The 17,297-nt window shown below is 71.7% G+C and carries 10 protein-coding genes and 1 riboswitch; of the genes, 7 read left to right on the top strand and 3 right to left on the bottom strand.

Annotated elements, in window-relative coordinates; translation table 11 throughout:
• Positions 1-10: 10 nt before the first annotated feature.
• Genes LMH63_RS01790 through LMH63_RS01805 form a run of 4 tightly spaced genes read left to right on the top strand, consistent with a single transcriptional unit; the run spans position 11 to position 8,731 of the window.
• Positions 11-907, top strand: a complete 897-nt coding sequence (locus LMH63_RS01790; RefSeq protein WP_109679469.1) for a CheR family methyltransferase — start codon at positions 11-13, stop codon at positions 905-907.
• Entirely contained in the window at positions 904-7,290 is a 6,387-nt protein-coding gene (locus LMH63_RS01795; RefSeq protein WP_109679470.1) for an Hpt domain-containing protein, read from the top strand. Before LMH63_RS01790 ends, LMH63_RS01795 begins: the two co-directional genes overlap by 4 nt.
• Positions 7,271-8,221, top strand: coding sequence for a chemotaxis protein CheB (locus LMH63_RS01800; protein WP_109679471.1), 951 nt, complete (start codon positions 7,271-7,273; stop codon positions 8,219-8,221). Before LMH63_RS01795 ends, LMH63_RS01800 begins: the two co-directional genes overlap by 20 nt.
• Positions 8,222-8,251: 30 nt before the next feature.
• Positions 8,252-8,731 carry a chemotaxis protein CheW gene (locus LMH63_RS01805; RefSeq protein WP_158280414.1) on the top strand — a complete coding sequence of 160 codons (480 nt, stop codon included), beginning with the start codon at positions 8,252-8,254 and terminating at the stop codon, positions 8,729-8,731.
• 75 nt (positions 8,732-8,806) lie between these two features.
• Here the strand turns inward: LMH63_RS01805 and LMH63_RS01810 are convergent, their stop codons facing one another.
• The 3 genes from LMH63_RS01810 to metK form a co-directional block, all read right to left on the bottom strand.
• Positions 8,807-9,535 carry a 16S rRNA (uracil(1498)-N(3))-methyltransferase gene (locus tag LMH63_RS01810; RefSeq protein ID WP_109679473.1) on the bottom strand — a complete coding sequence of 243 codons (729 nt, stop codon included), beginning with the start codon at positions 9,533-9,535 and terminating at the stop codon, positions 8,807-8,809.
• A gap of 182 nt (positions 9,536-9,717) precedes the next feature.
• Positions 9,718-11,130, bottom strand: a complete 1,413-nt coding sequence (ahcY, locus tag LMH63_RS01815; protein ID WP_109679474.1) for an adenosylhomocysteinase — start codon at positions 11,128-11,130, stop codon at positions 9,718-9,720.
• Between the two features lie 15 nt (positions 11,131-11,145).
• Positions 11,146-11,229, bottom strand: a riboswitch (S-adenosyl-L-homocysteine riboswitch).
• A 213-nt stretch (positions 11,230-11,442) separates the two neighbouring features.
• Positions 11,443-12,603 carry a methionine adenosyltransferase gene (metK, locus tag LMH63_RS01820; protein ID WP_229332692.1) on the bottom strand — a complete coding sequence of 387 codons (1,161 nt, stop codon included), beginning with the start codon at positions 12,601-12,603 and terminating at the stop codon, positions 11,443-11,445.
• Between the two features lie 255 nt (positions 12,604-12,858).
• Here metK and tkt point away from each other — a divergent pair, with 255 nt between their 5' ends.
• The 3 genes from tkt (at position 12,859) to LMH63_RS01835 (ending at position 17,274) form a co-directional block, all read left to right on the top strand.
• The gene (tkt, locus tag LMH63_RS01825; RefSeq protein ID WP_109680087.1) at positions 12,859-14,853 is read left to right on the top strand and encodes a transketolase; all 1,995 of its coding nucleotides are present in this window, start codon (positions 12,859-12,861) and stop codon (positions 14,851-14,853) included.
• 26 nt (positions 14,854-14,879) lie between these two features.
• Positions 14,880-15,893, top strand: coding sequence for a type I glyceraldehyde-3-phosphate dehydrogenase (gene gap, locus LMH63_RS01830; RefSeq protein ID WP_109680086.1), 1,014 nt, complete (start codon positions 14,880-14,882; stop codon positions 15,891-15,893).
• A gap of 196 nt (positions 15,894-16,089) precedes the next feature.
• A complete protein-coding gene (locus tag LMH63_RS01835; RefSeq protein ID WP_109680085.1) occupies positions 16,090-17,274 on the top strand; it encodes a phosphoglycerate kinase in 1,185 nt (394 codons plus the stop codon).
• Positions 17,275-17,297 lie beyond the last annotated feature (23 nt).

The raw sequence follows: 17,297 nt of genomic DNA on the forward strand, positions 1-17,297 counted from the left end.
GACGCCGGCAATGGCCGAGCCACTCCTCACGCTACCGGCCGAGCCGGCGGCGATGAGTGATGCCGAGTTCGACGTCTGGGCCGAGCTGCTGCGGGAACGCACCGGCATGCGCCTTGCGCGCGAGCGCCGCTCGTTTCTGATTACCGCCCTCGCGGCTCGCATGGCGGAGCGCGGCTTCGAGGATCGCGCGGCCTACTATGCGCATCTGCGTGCCGGCGCCGTCGGCCAGCTCGAATGGGCCGCCCTGGTGGACCGGCTGACCGTGCAGGAGACGCGCTTCTACCGGGACGCGGCGAGCCTCGACTGGCTGCGCGGCGCCGGTCTGCCGGCGCTCCTCTCCGGGCTGCCGCCGGCCACCGCGCTGCAGGCCTGGAGTGCGGGCTGCGCCACGGGGGAAGAGGCGTATACGCTGGCGATGCTGCTGGATGAGGCGCTCGCCGGCACGGGACGCTACTTCGGCGTGACCGGCAGCGACCTCAGCCTGCGGGCCCTGGCTCGGGCCCGCCGCGGCGAGTTCCCCGCGCGGCGGCTGGCGCCGCTGCCCACCGAGTGGCGGGAACGCTATTGCGAGCCCCTGCCGGGGGAGCGCTACCAGGTGTGCGAGCGGCTACGGGCCCGGACCTGCTTCCTGCAGAACAACCTGCTGGAGCCGGCCTCGAGCCCGCTGCCGGCGATGCATCTCATCGTCTGCCAGAACGTCCTGATCTACTTTGACCGGCCCCGCCGCGAGCAGCTGCTCGCGGAGCTGGCCCGACGGCTGCAACCCGGTGGCCTGCTGGTGCTCGGCGCCGGCGAGTTGAGCCGCTGGCGGCCGGCCGGCCTCGAGCGGGTTGCACAGGATCACCTCCTCATTTTCCGGCGCCGCGCCGACGCAACCGTGGCGCCTGCGGCCGGAACCCGGGCATGAGCATGAGCAGCGAGATCGATCACAGCACCCTGCGCTGGGTGAAGAAGGAGCTGGACGAGACGCTGCGGGAAGCGGCGGCGGCGCTGGAGCGCTTCAGCGAGGATCCCGCCGACGCCACCCAGGCCCAGTTCTGCATCGCCCAACTGCACCAGGTCCGGGGCATCCTGCAGATGCTGGAGCTGCACGGTGCCGCCATGCTCACCGAGGAGATGGAGCAGCTCGGCGCGGCGCTGCTGGAGGGCGATGCCGCCCGCGGCGAGAGCGGCGCCGAGGTGCTGATGGGCGCGATCCTGCGCCTGCGCGACTACCTCGAGCGCCTGGAGGGCGGGCAGCAGGACGCCGCCCTGCTGATCCTGCCCCTGGTCAACGAGCTGCGGGCCGCGCGGGGCGAGGCCATCATCGCCGAGAGTGCCCTGTTCTCTCCGGATCTCGGCCGTGCGCCGGAAATGCCCCGCCACGACCGCGACGGCGCCGACCACCTGCCGGAGGTCGCCGGCGCCGCGCGCACGCTGTTCCAGCGCGGGCTGCTCGGCTTCCTGCGGGGGCAGGGTGTGCGGCAGGGCCTGGAGCGCATGCGCGAGGCGGCCGATCAGCTCGACGCCGCGGCCCCGGACGATCGCACCGGTGCGGTCTGGTGGGTCGTCGGCACCGTCGCGGAGGCCCTGGCGGCCGGCGCGCTCAATGCCGATGCCGCAGTGCGCAACCTGATCGGCCAGGTGGACCGCCAGATCAAGGCGGTGGCGCGGCACGGCGCGGAGGCCGAGCGCCCGGAGGCGCTGATGCGCGGCCTGCTCTACTACCTCGCAGGCGCCGCGCCCGCGACGCCCCGCATCGAGGCGGTGCAGACCCACTACGACCTGCCGGCGCTGATCGCCGACCAGCAGCGCCTGGAGCAGGCCCGCGAGGGCCTGTTCGGCCCCGGCGTGGATGCCTTCCGCAGCGTGGCCGAGGCAATCCGCGAGGACCTCGCCGGCGTCAAGGACACCCTCGACCTCTACGTCCGCGGCAGCGCCCGGGAGCCCGAGCGCCTCGGGGCGGCCGCCGACGCCATGCGCCGCATCGCCGACACCCTCGGTGTGCTTGGCCTCGCCGCCCCGCGACGGGTGGTGCTGGAGCAGGCAGAGCTGGTGCGGGGGCTCGAGGGCAGCGACGACGACGCACTCACCGTGATGAAGGCGGCGGAGTCGCTGCTGTACGTGGAGTCGGCGCTGCAGGGGCTCGGCGGGCGTGCGCGCGAGGGCGCCGACGGCGGGCCCGCCGCCGCGCCGGAGACGCCGGAGGCGGCGCTTTTCCGCAGCGAGTATCGCGAGGTCGTGGCGCTCACCCTGGATGAGGCCATCACCGAGGTGGGGCGCGTCAAGGAGGCCATCGTGCGCTTCCTCGAGAGCCACGATGGTGTCCAGCTGGAGGGCCTGGACGAGCGCTTCGCCAGCATCCGCGGGGCCCTCGGCATCATGGAGCTGCCGCGAGCCGCGGCCCTGGTGGGTGCGGCCGCGCACTACGTCACCGAGCGTCTGGCGAGCGATGAGACGCCGCCGCCGGCGGAGGCGCTGGACGATCTGGCCGATGCGGTGACCAGCATCGAGTACTACCTCGAGGCGCTGCGCGACGGCCGCAGCGGCGCCGCGCAGGTACTGGACGTCGCCGAGAACGGGCTCCGCCGCCTGGGCGAAGCCCTGCCGGCGGCGGCCGTGTCCGCCGGGGCCACGGCGGAGCCCGCGCCCACGGCGGCGGAGTCAGCGGCGGACGATGCTGCGGTGGCCGAGTCCGAGGCATCGGCTGGCCCGGCAGAGACGGTCACGGACGAAGCCGCACCCCCGGCACCGGACCGGCCCGCCACGCAGCCCGACGCGGCGATCGATTTCTCCAGGAAGCGCGGACGAGTCGATCTCGACGTCCCGGTGCGGGCCGACGAGCTGGATGCCGAAATCGTGGAGATCTTCGTCGAGGAGGCAGGCGAGGTCCTGGAGACGCTGGCCGAGAGCTTCCCGCGCTGGCGCGCCAATCCCGACGACGAGCCGGCGCTGCTCACCACCCGGCGCATGTTCCACACCCTCAAGGGCAGCGGCCGGCTCGCCGGCGCCCTGCTTCTGGGCGAGCTGGCCTGGGCGGTGGAAAACCTGCTGAACCGGATCCTCGACCGCAGCCGGGAAGCCGACGAGTCGGTCTTCGACGTGGTGAAGCGGTCGATCGACGCGGTTCCGGGCCTGCTGCAGGAGTTCCAGGGCGGCGCCGCCCCTGCGACGGACGTCCGCGGGCTGATGCGCGAGGCGGCCCGGCTGGCCGATCCGGCCAGTGCCGTCGAGGCGGAGGGCGGCGATGAGGAGGCTGACACCGCCGCGGCGGCAGCGGCCGCCGACGAGCCCGATGCCGACACCAGCGCCGGCGATGAGGGGCCCGCGAGCGAAGCGATGGAGCCCGGGTCCGATGCCGCCGGGGCAGCCGATGCGGATGCCACGGAGACCGGCAGCGAAGACGCTGCCAGCGAAGCCGCCGGTTTCGACGCCGGTGAGGGCACGGCGGCGCCGGCCACGGCCGATGCCGGCGAGGACGAGGTCGGCGCGCCGGTTCCGGGCGCTGACGAGCCGCTGCCGGCTGGCGACCCCGCCGGCCACGGAGAGGCCACGGAGCAGACCGCCGCGCCGGAGCGCGCCGACGCCGCGGACGCGGAGTCAGCCGCCGGTGCTGACGGCCCCACGGTCGTGGACGAGGACACGGGCGATGATGCGGCCGGGCACGAGACTGCCGACCACGTCGAGGCCGCCGGCGAGCATGAGACCGCCGACGGGGCCGAGGCCGTGGCCGAGCCCGAGGGCAACCGTGAGCCCGAGGCCGCCGGCGATGCCGAATCGGAAACCGCGGCGCTGCCGGCCATGGACCCGATCCTCTACGACATCTTCAGCAAGGAGGCCGAGGACCACCTCGCCGCGGTGGATGCCTTTCTCGCCCGCGCCGCCGCAGGCGACAGCCTGCGCGTGAGCCATGACGTCATCCGTTCCCTGCACACGCTGACGGGCAGCGCCCGGATGGCCGACGTCGAGCCCATCGCCCGCCTCGGGCGGCGGCTGGAGGACCTCGCCCGCATCCGCTTCGCCGACCGCCGGCCGCTCTCGGGGGATGAGCTCGAGGTTATCGAACGCAGTGTCGCCCGGGTGCGCGAGATCGTGGCTGCCCTGGGTCGCGCAGGGTTCCCCGTCCCCGACGTGGACGGGCTGGTGGCCGAGGTGGACGCCCTCAAGGGCGGCGCGCCCGTGCCCTCGCTGGAGGCGGTGACCGACGACACCGAGGTGCCGCCTGACGCGGGCGAGCCGGCCTTCGAGGCGGAAGGGCCGGAGGAGCGCGCCGACGGCGCGGCGTCGGCGGACGAGGGGCGCGAGACCGACGCGGAGTTCTCGCGCGACGACTCTTCCGAATACCGCGCCGAGCTGGACGCACCCGGAGCGGACAGCGCCCATGCCGACGGCGACGAAGCGGCGGAGACCCTCGGCTTCGAGGCGCCGCCTGCGGAAGATCCCGCAGACGATGCCGCCGGCATGGCCCTGGCCGCTGCCGAGGATGATGCCGAGCTGCGTGCCATCTTCCTGGAGGAGGCCGAGGAGCTGCGCGGCCATATCGAGTCGCTGCTTGCCGACTGGGAGGCCGGCGACGGCGGTGACGCGCCGGCGGAGAGCCTGCAGCGCGCCCTGCATACCCTGAAGGGCGGCGCCCGTCTGGCGGAGCAGGCCGGCATCGCCCGGCTGTGCCATGCCATGGAGACGCTGGCCGCCGCAGTGGCCGAGGAGGGGCTCGCCGCGGACGGGACCTTCTTCCGCCTGGGGCAGCGCGCCACCGACCATCTCGGCGATCTGCTCCGCCAGGCCGCCGACGACGTCGTGCCGGAGGCCGACGAGGCGCTGGTGGCGGCGCTGGAAGACGCCGCCGACGCGCCGGCGGACACCGGCGACACGGGAGAGGCCCTGGCGGCGTCCGATACGGAGCCCGAGTCCGCCTCCCCCGTCACCGGCACGACGGACGCGGAGGCGGAGCCGCCGCCGGACGAGGAGCTGGTAGAGGTCTTTCTGGAGGAGGCGGGCGAGATCCTGGCCGCCCTCGAGGCCCATCTCAACGAGTGGCGCGAGGGCGCCGACGAGGAGTCGACGCTGGTGGCGCTGCAGCGGGCGCTGCACACCCTCAAGGGCGGCGCGCGCATGGCGGGGTTCCAGCCAGTGGCGAACCTGGCCCATGCCCTGGAGACGCTGCTGCGGGAGGTGCAGGAGGGCGGGGTCGCCGCCGATCCGGCCCTGTTCGAGCTGCTCGAGGCCGCCAACGACGCCCTGGTGGCGCAGCGCGAGGCGGCGGAGGCCGGCCGGCCGGTGGCCGCCGAATCCGCGCTGGTGGCGCGCATCGAGGCCATGACCGCCGGCGCTGCGCCGGCAGCCGGCCCAGCCCCCGCACCGGACCCCGAGGCGCCGGAGGCCGACACCGCCGGGCAGGCCGAGGTGGCCGCGGCGCCGGCGGCCGAGCCGCCCGCCGCCGACGAATCCCAGCGCCGGCAGGGGGACGTCGTGCGGGTGCGCTCCGAGCTGCTGGACGATCTGGTCAACTTTGCCGGCGAGGTGAGCATCTACCGGGCGCGGCTGGAGCAGCAGGCCGGGGCTATCGGCTTCAACCTGGGTGAGCTCGGGCAGACCGTGCGCCGGCTGCGCGACCAGCTACGCACGCTGGAGATCGAGACCGAGGCCCAGATCCTGCATCGTGCCGAGCGGGAGTACGAGCTCCAGGACCGCTACGGCGAGGATTTCGACCCGCTGGAGATGGACCGCTTCTCCCAGATCCAGGAGCTCTCGCGGGCGTTATCGGAGTCGGTGAACGACCTCTCGAGCATCGAGGGCACCCTCGACAACCTCAACCGCGAGAGCGAGACCCTGCTGCTGCAGCAGTCGCGGGTGAATGCCGAGCTGCAGGACGGGCTCATGCGCACGCGCATGGTGCCCTTCGCCAACCTCGCCCCGCGCCTGCGCCGCATCGTGCGCCAGGCGAGCCAGGAGCTGGGGCGCGAGGCCCGGCTGCGGGTGCTGGGCGCCGAGGGCGAGATGGACCGCACCGTGCTGGAGCGCATCGTGCCGCCGCTGGAGCACATGCTGCGCAACGCCGTCGCCCACGGTATCGAGGCGCCGGAGGTGCGGCGTGCGGCGGGCAAGCCCGAGGGCGGCACCATCAGCGTGTCGCTGGCGCGGGAGGGCGCGGACGTGGTGATCCGCGTCGCCGATGACGGCGGCGGCATGGACCTCGCCGCGATCCGCCGCAAGGCCGTGCGCCAGGGGCTGATGAACGAGGACAGCACCCTCACCGACCGCGAGGTCATGCAGTTCGTGCTGGAGTCGGGCTTCAGCACCGCCGAGGAGGTGACCCAGATCGCCGGCCGCGGCGTCGGCATGGACGTGGTCAACGCCGAGATCAAGCAGCTCGGCGGCAACCTGGAGATCGACTCGACCCCCGGCGAGGGCACCCGCTTCACGGTGCGCCTGCCCTTCACCCTGGCGCTGAATCAGGCCCTCCTCTGCGAGGCCGGCGACGAGGTCTACGCGGTACCGCTCTCCAGCGTCGAAGGCGTGGTGCGCATGACCGGCGACGAGGTGAACCGGCGCCTGGACGATCCCGACGGCGGCCGCTACGAGTACGCCGGGACGAGCTACGCGCTGCGCAGCCTGAGCGGCGTGCTCGGGGCGGAAGAGGCCCCGCGCCCGGCGCCGGGTAGTCGCGTGCCGCTGCTGCTGGTGCAGGCGGGCGAGTCGCGGATGGCGCTGCAGGTGGACGGCCTCCTCGGCAGCCGCGACATCGTCGTCAAGTCCCCCGGGCCGCAGATCGCCAGCGTGCCTGGCGTGCTGGGGGCGACCATCCTCGCCGACGGCCGCGTGGTGCTCATCCTGGACGTCAGCGCCCTGGTGCGCTTCGGCATGCTCGGCGACGCGCCGGCCAGGCCGCGGATCCCCGCCGCCCGCGCCGGCGGTCGCGGCGACCGGCGATCGCTGGTGATGGTGGTGGATGACTCCATCACCATGCGCAAGGTGGCGAGCCGGCTGCTCGAGCGCAACGACATCGATGTCATTACCGCGAAGGACGGTGTCGATGCCGTGGCGGCGCTGCAGGACCGCGTCCCCGACGCCATGCTGCTGGACATCGAGATGCCGCGTATGGACGGCTACGAGGTGGCCGTGCACATGCGCAACGACCCGCGCCTGCGCGACGTGCCCATCGTCATGATCACCTCCCGCACCGGCGAGAAGCACCGGCAGCGGGCGCTGGATATCGGCGTCGACCGCTACATCGGCAAGCCCTACCAGGAGGGCGACCTGCTCGCCACCGTCCGGGAGCTGCTCGAGCATGGGCGCGCGAGCGCCTGAGCCCCCCCTCCGTCTGGCCCTGCTCGGCAGCCGGCCGGCGGACCGCGCACGATTGCGTGCCCAGGTAGCCGCGGCGGGGCCGGTGGAATTCGTCTGCGACTGCCGCATCTCGGCGCTGCCGCCGAGCCTGCCCCGGGGCTGCGATGCCCTGCTGGTGGATCTGACCGGTGCTGACGATGCCGAGCTCGATGCCCTGGATCGCGTGGTCGGCCAGCGGCCCGAGCCCATGCTGTTCGTGGACAGCCAGGCGGGTGATGCCGGCTGGCGGGTCCATGCCAAGCTGCAGGATCTGCTGGCGGTGTCGTGGCGCCAGGAGGGAGCGGCCCCTGAGCCCGATGCGCAGGTCAGCGTCTGGGTGATCGGGGCCTCCTTCGGCGGCCCCCAGATGCTGAAGCGCCTGCTGGGCGCGCTGCCGCAGGCGCCGGCGGCCGCGGTGGTGATCGCGCAGCACATCGGCGCGGGTTTCGCCGACGCGCTGGCGGCGGAGCTGCAGCGCGTCTGCCCGCTGCCGGTCTGCTGCGCCGCCCCCGGCCTGCACCTCGAGCCGGGGCAGGCTTATGTCATGCCGGTGGAGCACCGGCTGATCCTCGACCTGCAGGGCCGGTTCGCCGTCGGCGAGCCGTATCCCGCAGAGCGAGTGGAGCGGCCCTGTATCGACGAGGTCATGACCCTGTTCGCCGGGCATTACGCCGCGCGCTGCGGCGGCATCGTGCTCTCCGGCATGGGCGACGACGGCGCCCGGGGTGCCGATGCGATCCACCGGGCCGGCGGGCCGGTGTGGGTCCAGGCGCCGGAGAGCTGTGCCGTTGACAGCATGCCCCTTGCCGTCCGCCAGCGCGTGCCGGCGGCCGGCGAGGCGGCGCCCGAGGCCCTGGCAGCGCTGCTCGGCAGCGCCGGCGGGGCGCACGAGAATCATTGCTGCCGCGCCTGAGCGATGGGCGCGGCGAGGAGTAGCAAGCCCATGAGCGACGACGCCAGTCCCGTCCGCAGCCTGCTGATCCCCGTGTCCGGGGAGGACATCCTCCTGCCGGGCGCGGTGGTGGCCGAGGTCACGGGCTACGTCGAGCCCGAGGGTGACGGCAGCCCGGACGAGGGCGTGATCGGCACCGCTACCTGGCGCGGTCAGCGCCTGCCGGTAGCCGCGCTGACCGGCCTCGGCGAGGAGGGGCAGCGCGAGCCAGGCGCCCGCGCGCGGCTGGTGGTGCTGAAGGGGGTGAGCAACCATCCGGAGCTGCCCTACTTCGGCATCGTCGCCGACGATATCCCCCGCCCCCTGAGCGTCCAGGCCCAGACCATCGAGAGCCTGAGCCACGACGACCTCCCCGAGGGCATGCTCGCCTGCGTCCTCGCCAACGGCGAGCCGGCGTACATCCCGGACGTGGAGGCCCTGGAGGCGAAGGTTCATCGCGCGCTAGCGCGCGAGTCCAAAGTTCAAGGTTGAAAGTTCAAAGACATACGGGCGTTTGCGGCGTGCGCCTTGGAACTTTGAACCTTGAACTTTGAACTTCCCCCCGCGTCACCCTAGATCCCCGAACCGCAGCTGCAGGGTGGCCAGGGCCGCTACGGCGGCGGTTTCGGTGCGGAGGACCCTTGGGCCGAGGCGCAGGCGGGTGAAGCCGGCGCGGGCCGCCTCGGCGATCTCCTCCGGCGCGAGGCCGCCCTCCGGGCCCACCAGAAGGGTGTAGGCAGGGCGGGCCGGGAGAGCCGCGACGCCGGTTTCCGACCCGGGGTCGAGCACCAGGCCGCAGGCGCCTGCGCCCTCGGCCAGCGCCGCGGCCAGGGGGGCGGGGGTTGCGATGGCAGGGACGCGGTTCCGCCCGCACTGCTCGCACGCGCTCGCCGCCACCGCCTGCCAGTGCCGCTGCCGGCGCCCCGCGCGCCGGTCGTCCAGGCGCACCACGCTGCGCGCCGTCAGCACCGGCACGATGCGGCTCACCCCCAGCTCGACGGCCTTCTGCACCGCGAAGTCCATGCGCTCGCCCTTGCTCACCCCCTGCAGCAGGGTGAGCTGCAGCGGCGACTCGGCCTCCCGCGGATCATGGGCCTCGACGCGCACCTGCGCCTCGCGCCGGCCAAGGGCGAGCAGCACGGCACGGTACTCGCCGCCCCGGCCGTCGAAGAGCGCGAGCTCCGCCCCGGGCTTCAGCCGCCGCGCCTGCACATGGGCCAGCGCCGCCGCCGGCAGCGCCAGCTCGCCGCCCGGCGCGGGGATGTCTTCAACGTGAAGGCGGGTAACGTTGGGCATGGTGCGCCCTGTGGTAGCGGTCACCAGTTGCGGCAGCGCACAGTAGCATGGGCGTGGCGCTCGGCGGATGCCACCGACGCGGCTCGGCGATGGCTAGGGGCTTCAACACAAAGACACCACAGAAAAAGGCCGGCCCCTTGCGGGGACCGGCCTTCAGGGTCAGCCCTGACTGAGCGCGGGGCTCAGTAGCGGTAGTGTTCGGGCTTGAACGGGCCCTGCATCGGCACGCCGATGTAGTTGGCCTGCTCCTCGCTGAGGCGGGTGATGTGCGCGCCGATCTTCTCTAGATGCAGGCGCGCCACCTCCTCGTCCAGGTGCTTCGGCAGGACGTACACCTGGTTGCCGTACTCGCCCTGGTTGCCGTGCAGGGCCATCTGCGCCAGCACCTGGTTGGTGAAGCTCGCCGACATCACGAAGCTCGGGTGGCCGGTGGCGCAGCCGAGGTTCACCAGCCGGCCCTCGGCGAGCAGGATCAGCCGCTTGCCGTCAGGGAAGGTGATGTGGTCCACCTGCGGCTTGATGTTGTCCCACTCGTACTGGCGCAGGCTCGAGACGTCGATCTCGTTGTCGAAGTGGCCGATGTTGCAGACGATGGCCTCGTTCTTCATCGCCGCCATGTGGTCGTGACCGATGACGTGGAAGTTGCCGGTGGCGGTGACGAAGATGTCCGCCAGCGGTGCGGCCTCCTCCATCGTGACCACGCGGTAGCCCTCCATCGCCGCCTGCAGCGCGCAGATGGGGTCGATCTCGGTGACCCACACGGTGGCGCCGAGGGCCTTCAGGCTCTGGGCGCAGCCCTTGCCGACGTCACCATAGCCGGCCACCACGGCGATCTTGCCGGCGATCATCACGTCGGTGGCGCGCTTGATGCCGTCCACCAGCGACTCACGGCAGCCGTAGAGGTTGTCGAACTTGGACTTGGTGACCGAGTCGTTGACGTTGATGGCGGGGAAGGGCAGCGTCCCGGCCTTCTCCATCTCGTACAGTCGCTTGACGCCGGTGGTGGTCTCCTCGGTGACCCCGCGGATGGCCTTCTGGACCCGACCGTAGAAGCCCGGCTTGTCCTTCAGGCGCTTGCGGATGGCGGCGAACAGCGCGCGCTCCTCGTCGCTGCCCGGGTTGTCCAGCACCGACGGATCCTGCTCGGCCTTGGCGCCGAGGGTGACGGCCAGTGTCGCGTCGCCGCCGTCGTCCAGGATCATGTTCGGCTCGCCGTCCGGCCATTCGAGGATGCGGTGGGTGTACTCCCAGTACTCTTCCAGGGTCTCGCCCTTGTAGGCGAAGACCGGCACGCCCTCGGCGGCGATGGCCGCGGCGGCGTGGTCCTGGGTCGAGTAGATGTTGCAGGAGGCCCAGCGCACCTCGGCGCCCAGGGCCTGCAGGGTCTCGATCAGGACCGCGGTCTGGATGGTCATGTGCAGCGAGCCGGCAATGCGGGCGCCGGCGAGCGGCTTCTCCTTGCCGTACTTCTCGCGCAGTGCCACCAGCCCGGGCATCTCCGTCTCGGCGATGGCGATCTCCTTGCGCCCCCAGGGTGCGAGGGACGCATCGGCGATGACGCAGTCCTGCTGCTTGGTCTCAACGACAGCGTTCATGGCTTCACTCCATGGTGCAACCGAGCGCCGTTTTCACGATTGCCGCCGGTCGCCGAGCCTCGCCCCGGGTGCTCCGGAGCTGCAGCGCTCCTCGACGCCAGCGGTCGCCCATGATGGGCGGTGATCGGTTCGTTTCGGTCGTCCACCCCGTGTGCGGATATCAACCTTGCGATTCGGAAGGTCAACACAACGACACAACGGGCACAACGATCCACAACGGTTGAGAATTGTTAATGCAATCCCTTGCGTGGTGATTCCGTTGTGCCCGTCGTGTCGTTGTGTTTAAAAACCCCGCTCGAATAACGGGAAGGCCTACAGCCCCGCCGCCTGGCGCAGGGTGTCGGCCTTGTCGGTGCGCTCCCAGGTGAAGCTCTCCTCCTCGCGGCCGAAGTGGCCGTACACCGAGGTCGGGCGGTAGATCGGGCGCACCAGGTCGAGCATGCGCAGGATGCCGAAGGGGCGCAGGTCAAAGAGCTCGCGCACCAGCTCCACCAGGCGCTGCTCGCTGATCTGCCCGGTGCCGAAGGTCTCGACACTGATCGAGGTCGGCTCGGCGACGCCGATGGCGTAGGAGAGCTGGATCTCGCACTTGTCCGCCAGCCCCGCGGCGACGATGTTCTTCGCCACGTAGCGCGCGGCATACGCCGCCGAGCGGTCCACCTTCGAGGGGTCCTTGCCCGAGAACGCCCCGCCGCCGTGGCGCGCCATGCCGCCGTAGGTGTCGACGATGATCTTGCGCCCGGTCAGCCCGCAGTCGCCCACCGGGCCACCGATGACGAACTTCCCCGTGGGGTTGATGAAATACCGCGTCGACTCCCCCAGCCACTGCGCCGGCAGCACCGGGCGGATGATCTCCTCCATCACCGCCTCCTTGAGGTCGGCCTGGGAGATCGAGGCGTCGTGCTGGGTGGAGAGCACCACCGTGTCCACCGCCACCGGGCGGCCGTCCTCGTAGACGAAGGTCACCTGGCTCTTGGCGTCGGGGCGCAGCCACGGCAGCACCCCGCGCCGGCGCACCTCGCTCTGGCGCTGCACCAGGCGGTGGGCGTAGGTGATCGGCGCGGGCATGAGCACGTCGGTCTCGTTGCAGGCGTAGCCGAACATCATCCCCTGATCGCCCGCGCCCTGGCTCTCGTCACGCTCGCGGTCCACGCCCTGGGCGATGTCCGGGCTCTGCTTGCCGATGGCGTTGAGCACCGCGCAGGTGGCCCCGTCGAAGCCCACGTCCGCGCTGTCGTAGCCGATCTCCGAGACCGTGCGCCGGGTGAGCTCCTCGAGATCGATCCAGGCGCTGGTGGTGATCTCCCCGGCGATGATCACCATGCCGGTCTTCACCAGCGTCTCGCAGGCCACCCGCGCGTTCGGGTCCTCGGCAATGATCGCATCCAGCACGGCGTCCGAGATCTGATCGGCCACCTTGTCCGGATGACCCTCGGATACCGACTCCGAGGTGAACAGATGCTGTTTCGACATCGGCGTATCCAGGCTCCCTGTTGCCCGAGGCGACTCGGGGGCGGCGCGCGCGCCCCCCTTGAATGGCCGCCGATTGTAACGTCAAGGGGCGCGCATGTCCCGTTGCGGGCTGGGTGTCCGCCTGGCGGCCCACCTTGCCTGGGCTCCCGAAGTTCTGGAGAATTGCGCGCTTACGAATTCCCGAGGCATCGCGTCAAGCCCGCGTGCGGGTCGCGCTGGCGCGCCCTCGAATACCACGCCGGAGACCCCCAGCCCATGCCTGCTCGCCGCGAACTCGCCAATGCCATCCGCGCCCTCGCCATGGACGCCGTCCAGCGGGCCAAGTCGGGCCACCCCGGCGCGCCCATGGGCATGGCGGACATTGCCGAGGTGCTCTGGAACGACTTCCTGCGGCACAACCCCGCCAACCCGCACTGGCCGAACCGGGACCGCTTCGTCCTCTCCAACGGCCACGGCTCCATGCTGCAGTACGCGCTGCTGCACCTCTCCGGCTACGAGGTCAGCATCGACGACATCAAGGCCTTCCGCCAGCTCGGCTCCAGGACGCCGGGGCATCCGGAGGTGGGCTACACGCCGGGGGTGGAGACCACCACCGGGCCGCTCGGCCAGGGGCTGGCCAATGCGGTGGGCATGGCGCTCGGCGAGAAGGTGCTGGGCGCGCAGTTCAACCGGCCGGGCCACACGCTGGTGGACCACCACACCTATGTCTTCCTCGGCGACGGCTGCCTGATGGAAGGCGTCTCCCACGAGGCCTGCTCGCTCGCCGGCACGCTCGGCCTCGGCAAGCTCATCGGCGTCTACGACGACAACGGCATCTCCATCGACGGCAAGGTGGAGGGCTGGTTCACCGACGACACCCCGCGCCGCTTCGAGGCCTACGGCTGGCACGTCATCCGTGACGTGGACGGCCACGACGCCGAGGCAGTGAAGGCGGCGCTGGAGTCCGCCCGCGCCGAGACCGAGCGGCCGACGCTGATCTGCGCCAACACGGTGATCGGCTTCGGCGCCCCCAACGTCTGCGGCAGCCACGGCGTCCACGGCGCGCCCCTCGGCGACGACGAGATCCAGGCGAGCCGCGAGTTCCTCGGCTGGGAGCACGCGCCCTTCCACATCCCCGGCGAGGTCTACGCCGGCTGGAACGCGCGCGAGCGCGGGGCCGCCGCCGAGGCCGAGTGGCAGGAGCGCCTGGACGCCTATCGCCGCGCCCATCCCGAGCTCGCCCGGGAGTTCGAGCGCCGCCTCGCCGGCGATCTGCCGGCCCGCTTCGCCGAGCACGCCGATGCGCTCATCCAGCGCCTGCAAGCGGAAGGCAAGAGCGACGCCAGCCGCAAGCACTCGCAGGCGGTGCTGAACGGGCTCGGGCCGTACCTGCCGGAGCTGATCGGCGGGTCTGCCGACCTGACCGGCTCCAACAACACCTGGTGGGAGGACTGCACGCCGGTCACCGCCGGCGACGGCGACGGCAACTACGTCTTCTACGGCGTGCGTGAGTTCGGGATGACGGCGGTCATGAACGGCCTCGCCCTGCACGGCGGCTTCGTCCCCTATGGGGGCACGTTCCTGGTGTTCTCCGACTATGCGCGCAACGCCGTGCGCATGGCGGCGCTCATGGGCGTGCGCAGTATCCTGGTCTACACCCACGATTCCATCGGCCTCGGCGAGGATGGGCCTACCCATCAGCCGGTGGAGCAGCTGCCGAGCCTGCGGCTGATCCCCAACCTGCACGTCTGGCGACCCTGCGACGTTACCGAAACCGCCGTCGCCTGGCGCGCGGGGCTGGAGCGCCGGGACGGGCCGGTGGCGCTTGCGCTGTCGCGCCAGAAGCTGCCGCACCAGCCCCGGGACGCGGAGCAGGTGCGGGCCATCGCCCGCGGCGGCTACGTGCTGAGCGAGCCGGACGGCGGGCCCGAGGCCATCGTCATGGCAAGCGGCTCCGAGGTGGGGCTTGCCGTGGACGCGGCGCAGGCGCTGGCACAGGAGGGCCGCCGCGTGCGCGTGGTCTCGGTGCCCTGCATCGAGGTCTTTCTCGCTCAGGATGCCGACTACCGGGAAGCCGTGCTGCCGGCGGCGGTCACCGCCCGGGTGGCCGTGGAGGCGGCGATTCCGAGCAGCTGGCTGCCGCTCACCGGCGCCGGCGGTACACTCGTGGGCCTCGAGGGCTTTGGCGAGTCCGCACCCGGCCAGGCGGTGTACGAGCATTTCGGGCTGACCGCGGAGCGGGTCGCAGAGGCGCTGCGCGGGCAGCTGTAACCAGAACGAAACCGCAGGAGAAGAGCATGGCGATCAAGGTTGGCATCAACGGCTATGGGCGCATCGGCCGCAACGTGCTGCGCGCGCTGTACGAGTCGGGGCGCAGCGACGAGATCCGCGTGGTGGCGATCAACGACCTCGGCGACGCCGAGACCAACGCCCACCTCACCCGCTTCGACACCGCCCACGGCCGCTTCCCGGGGACCGTGGAGGTGAGCGACGGCAATCTCGTGGTCAACGGCGACGCCATCCGCGTGCTGGCCGAGCGCGATCCCGCGAAGCTTCCCTGGGGCGATCTCGGGGTGGACGTGGTGCTGGAGTGCACCGGCCTGTTCGCGAGCAAGGAGAAGGCCTCCGCGCACCTGCAGGGCGGCGCGAAGAAGGTGATCATCTCCGCACCGGCGGGCAAGGAGGTGGACGCCTCCGTGGTCTACGGCGTCAACCACCACGTGCTGCGCCCCGAGCACCAGGTGATCTCCAACGCCTCCTGCACCACCAACTGCCTCGCGCCCATCGTCAAGCCGCTGCACGAGCGCATCGGCCTCGAGCAGGGCCTGATGACCACGGTGCATGCCTACACCAACGACCAGGTCCTCACCGACGTCTACCACAAGGATCTGCGCCGGGCCCGCAGCGCGACCATGTCGCAGATCCCGACCAAGACGGGCGCCGCCGCCATGGTGGGCCTGGTGATGCCGGAGCTGGACGGCCGCCTGGACGGCTACGCCATCCGCATCCCCACCATCAACGTCTCCATCGTGGATCTCACCTTCACCGCCGCCCGCGAGACGAGCGTGAAGGAGGTGAACAGCATCCTGCGCGAGGCCGCGGAGGGCGAGCTCAAGGGTGTGCTCGCGTACAACGAGGCACCGCTGGTGTCCGTGGACTTCAACCACGACCCGCACTCGTCGATCTTCGACGCCACCCTCACCAAGGTGGGCGGCGGCCGCCTGGTCAAGGCCTGCGCCTGGTATGACAACGAGTGGGGCTTCTCCAACCGCATGCTCGACACCACGGTCGCGCTCATGAACGCGCGCTGACGCGTTCATGAGCGCGAGTTGCAAGTAACAAGAAGCAAGTCGCAAGTCGCAAGTAACAAGTAACAAGCGGGAAGCGGGTAGCCACGCCGACCTGGCAGCGCGTTGCGATGCCGGGGAGCTGAGAGCTCTCATCTCGCTTGCAACTTGCAACTTGCAACTTGCCACTTGCCACTCTTCTCCGAAGGAGAAGCCCCGGATGCCCGTAAAGACCCTGGATGACATCGACGTACGCGGCCGGCGGGTGCTGGTGCGTGAGGACCTCAACGTCCCGGTGAAGCACGGCCGGGTCACCGATGAAAGCCGCCTGCGGGCAGCGCTGCCCACCCTGAGGCGCCTGCTCGACGCCGACGCCGCGGTGATGGTGATGAGTCATCTGGGGCGCCCGGAGGAGGGGCACTTCGATCCGGACGCCTCCCTGGCGCCGGTGGCGGAACGCCTGGGCGAGCTGCTCGGGCGCGAGGTGCCGCTGGCGCGGGACTGGCTGGATGGGGTCGAGGTGGCCCCCGGGGAGCTGGTGCTCTGCGAGAACGTGCGCTTCAACGTCGGCGAGAAGGCCGACGATGAGACGCTGGCCCGGCGCATGGCCGCGCTCTGCGATGTCTTCGTCATGGACGCTTTCGGCACGGCCCATCGCGCCCAGGCGTCCACTCACGGCGTGGCGCGGTTCGCGCCTGAGGCCTGCGCGGGGCCGCTGCTCGCCGCCGAGCTGGACGCCCTCGGCCGTGCGCTGGAGCGCCCGGCGCGGCCGCTGGTGGCGGTGATCGGCGGCTCCAAGGTCTCCACCAAGCTGACGCTGCTGGAGCGCCTGAGCGACAAGGTCGACCAGCTCATCGTCGGCGGCGGCATCGCCAACACCTTCATCGCCGCCGCCGGCCATCCCATCGGCCGCTCCCTGCACGAGCCGGACCTCATCGGCACGGCCCGCGGCCTCATGGAGCGGGCCCGGGCCGCCGGCGGAGAGATTCCGCTGCCGGAGGACGTGGTGGTGGCGGACGAGGTCAGCGAGGGCGCGCGCAGCCGTGTCTGCGGCGTGCACGAGGTTGGGGCCGGCGAGCTCATCCTCGACGTTGGCCCGCGTACTGCCGCCGCCTACGCCGAGCGCCTCCGCGGCGCGGGCACCATCGTCTGGAACGGTCCGGTGGGCGTATTCGAGATCGAGGCCTTCGGCGGCGGCACCCGGGCGCTGGCAGAGGCCATCGCGGCGAGTGACGCCTTCTCCATCGCGGGGGGTGGCGACACCCTTGCCGCCATTGCCCGCTATGGCGTGGCGGATTCCCTGTCCTACATTTCCACGGGAGGCGGTGCCTTTCTCGAGTTTCTCGAGGGCCGCACCCTGCCCGCGGTGGCCGTGCTCGAAGCCCGGGGCCGCGCGGCGTCCTGAACAGCCGCCCGGAACCACGAGGC

The organism is Spiribacter halobius, assembly GCF_020883455.1.
Taxonomy (GTDB): Bacteria; Pseudomonadota; Gammaproteobacteria; order Nitrococcales; family Nitrococcaceae; genus Sediminicurvatus; species Sediminicurvatus halobius.

Bases quoted from the DNA above. Each gene is read 5' to 3' on its own strand.
- metK (WP_229332692.1), bottom strand. From the start codon at position 12,603: ATGTCGAAACAGCATCTGTTCACCTCGGAGTCGGTATCCGAGGGTCAT.
- LMH63_RS01795 (WP_109679470.1), top strand. From the start codon at position 904: ATGAGCATGAGCAGCGAGATCGATCACAGCACCCTGCGCTGGGTGAAG.
- LMH63_RS01810 (WP_109679473.1), bottom strand. From the start codon at position 9,535: ATGCCCAACGTTACCCGCCTTCACGTTGAAGACATCCCCGCGCCGGGC.
- LMH63_RS01805 (WP_158280414.1), top strand. From the start codon at position 8,252: ATGAGCGACGACGCCAGTCCCGTCCGCAGCCTGCTGATCCCCGTGTCC.
- tkt (WP_109680087.1), top strand. From the start codon at position 12,859: ATGCCTGCTCGCCGCGAACTCGCCAATGCCATCCGCGCCCTCGCCATG.
- gap (WP_109680086.1), top strand. From the start codon at position 14,880: ATGGCGATCAAGGTTGGCATCAACGGCTATGGGCGCATCGGCCGCAAC.
- LMH63_RS01800 (WP_109679471.1), top strand. From the start codon at position 7,271: ATGGGCGCGCGAGCGCCTGAGCCCCCCCTCCGTCTGGCCCTGCTCGGC.
- LMH63_RS01790 (WP_109679469.1), top strand. From the start codon at position 11: ATGGCCGAGCCACTCCTCACGCTACCGGCCGAGCCGGCGGCGATGAGT.
- ahcY (WP_109679474.1), bottom strand. From the start codon at position 11,130: ATGAACGCTGTCGTTGAGACCAAGCAGCAGGACTGCGTCATCGCCGAT.
- LMH63_RS01835 (WP_109680085.1), top strand. From the start codon at position 16,090: ATGCCCGTAAAGACCCTGGATGACATCGACGTACGCGGCCGGCGGGTG.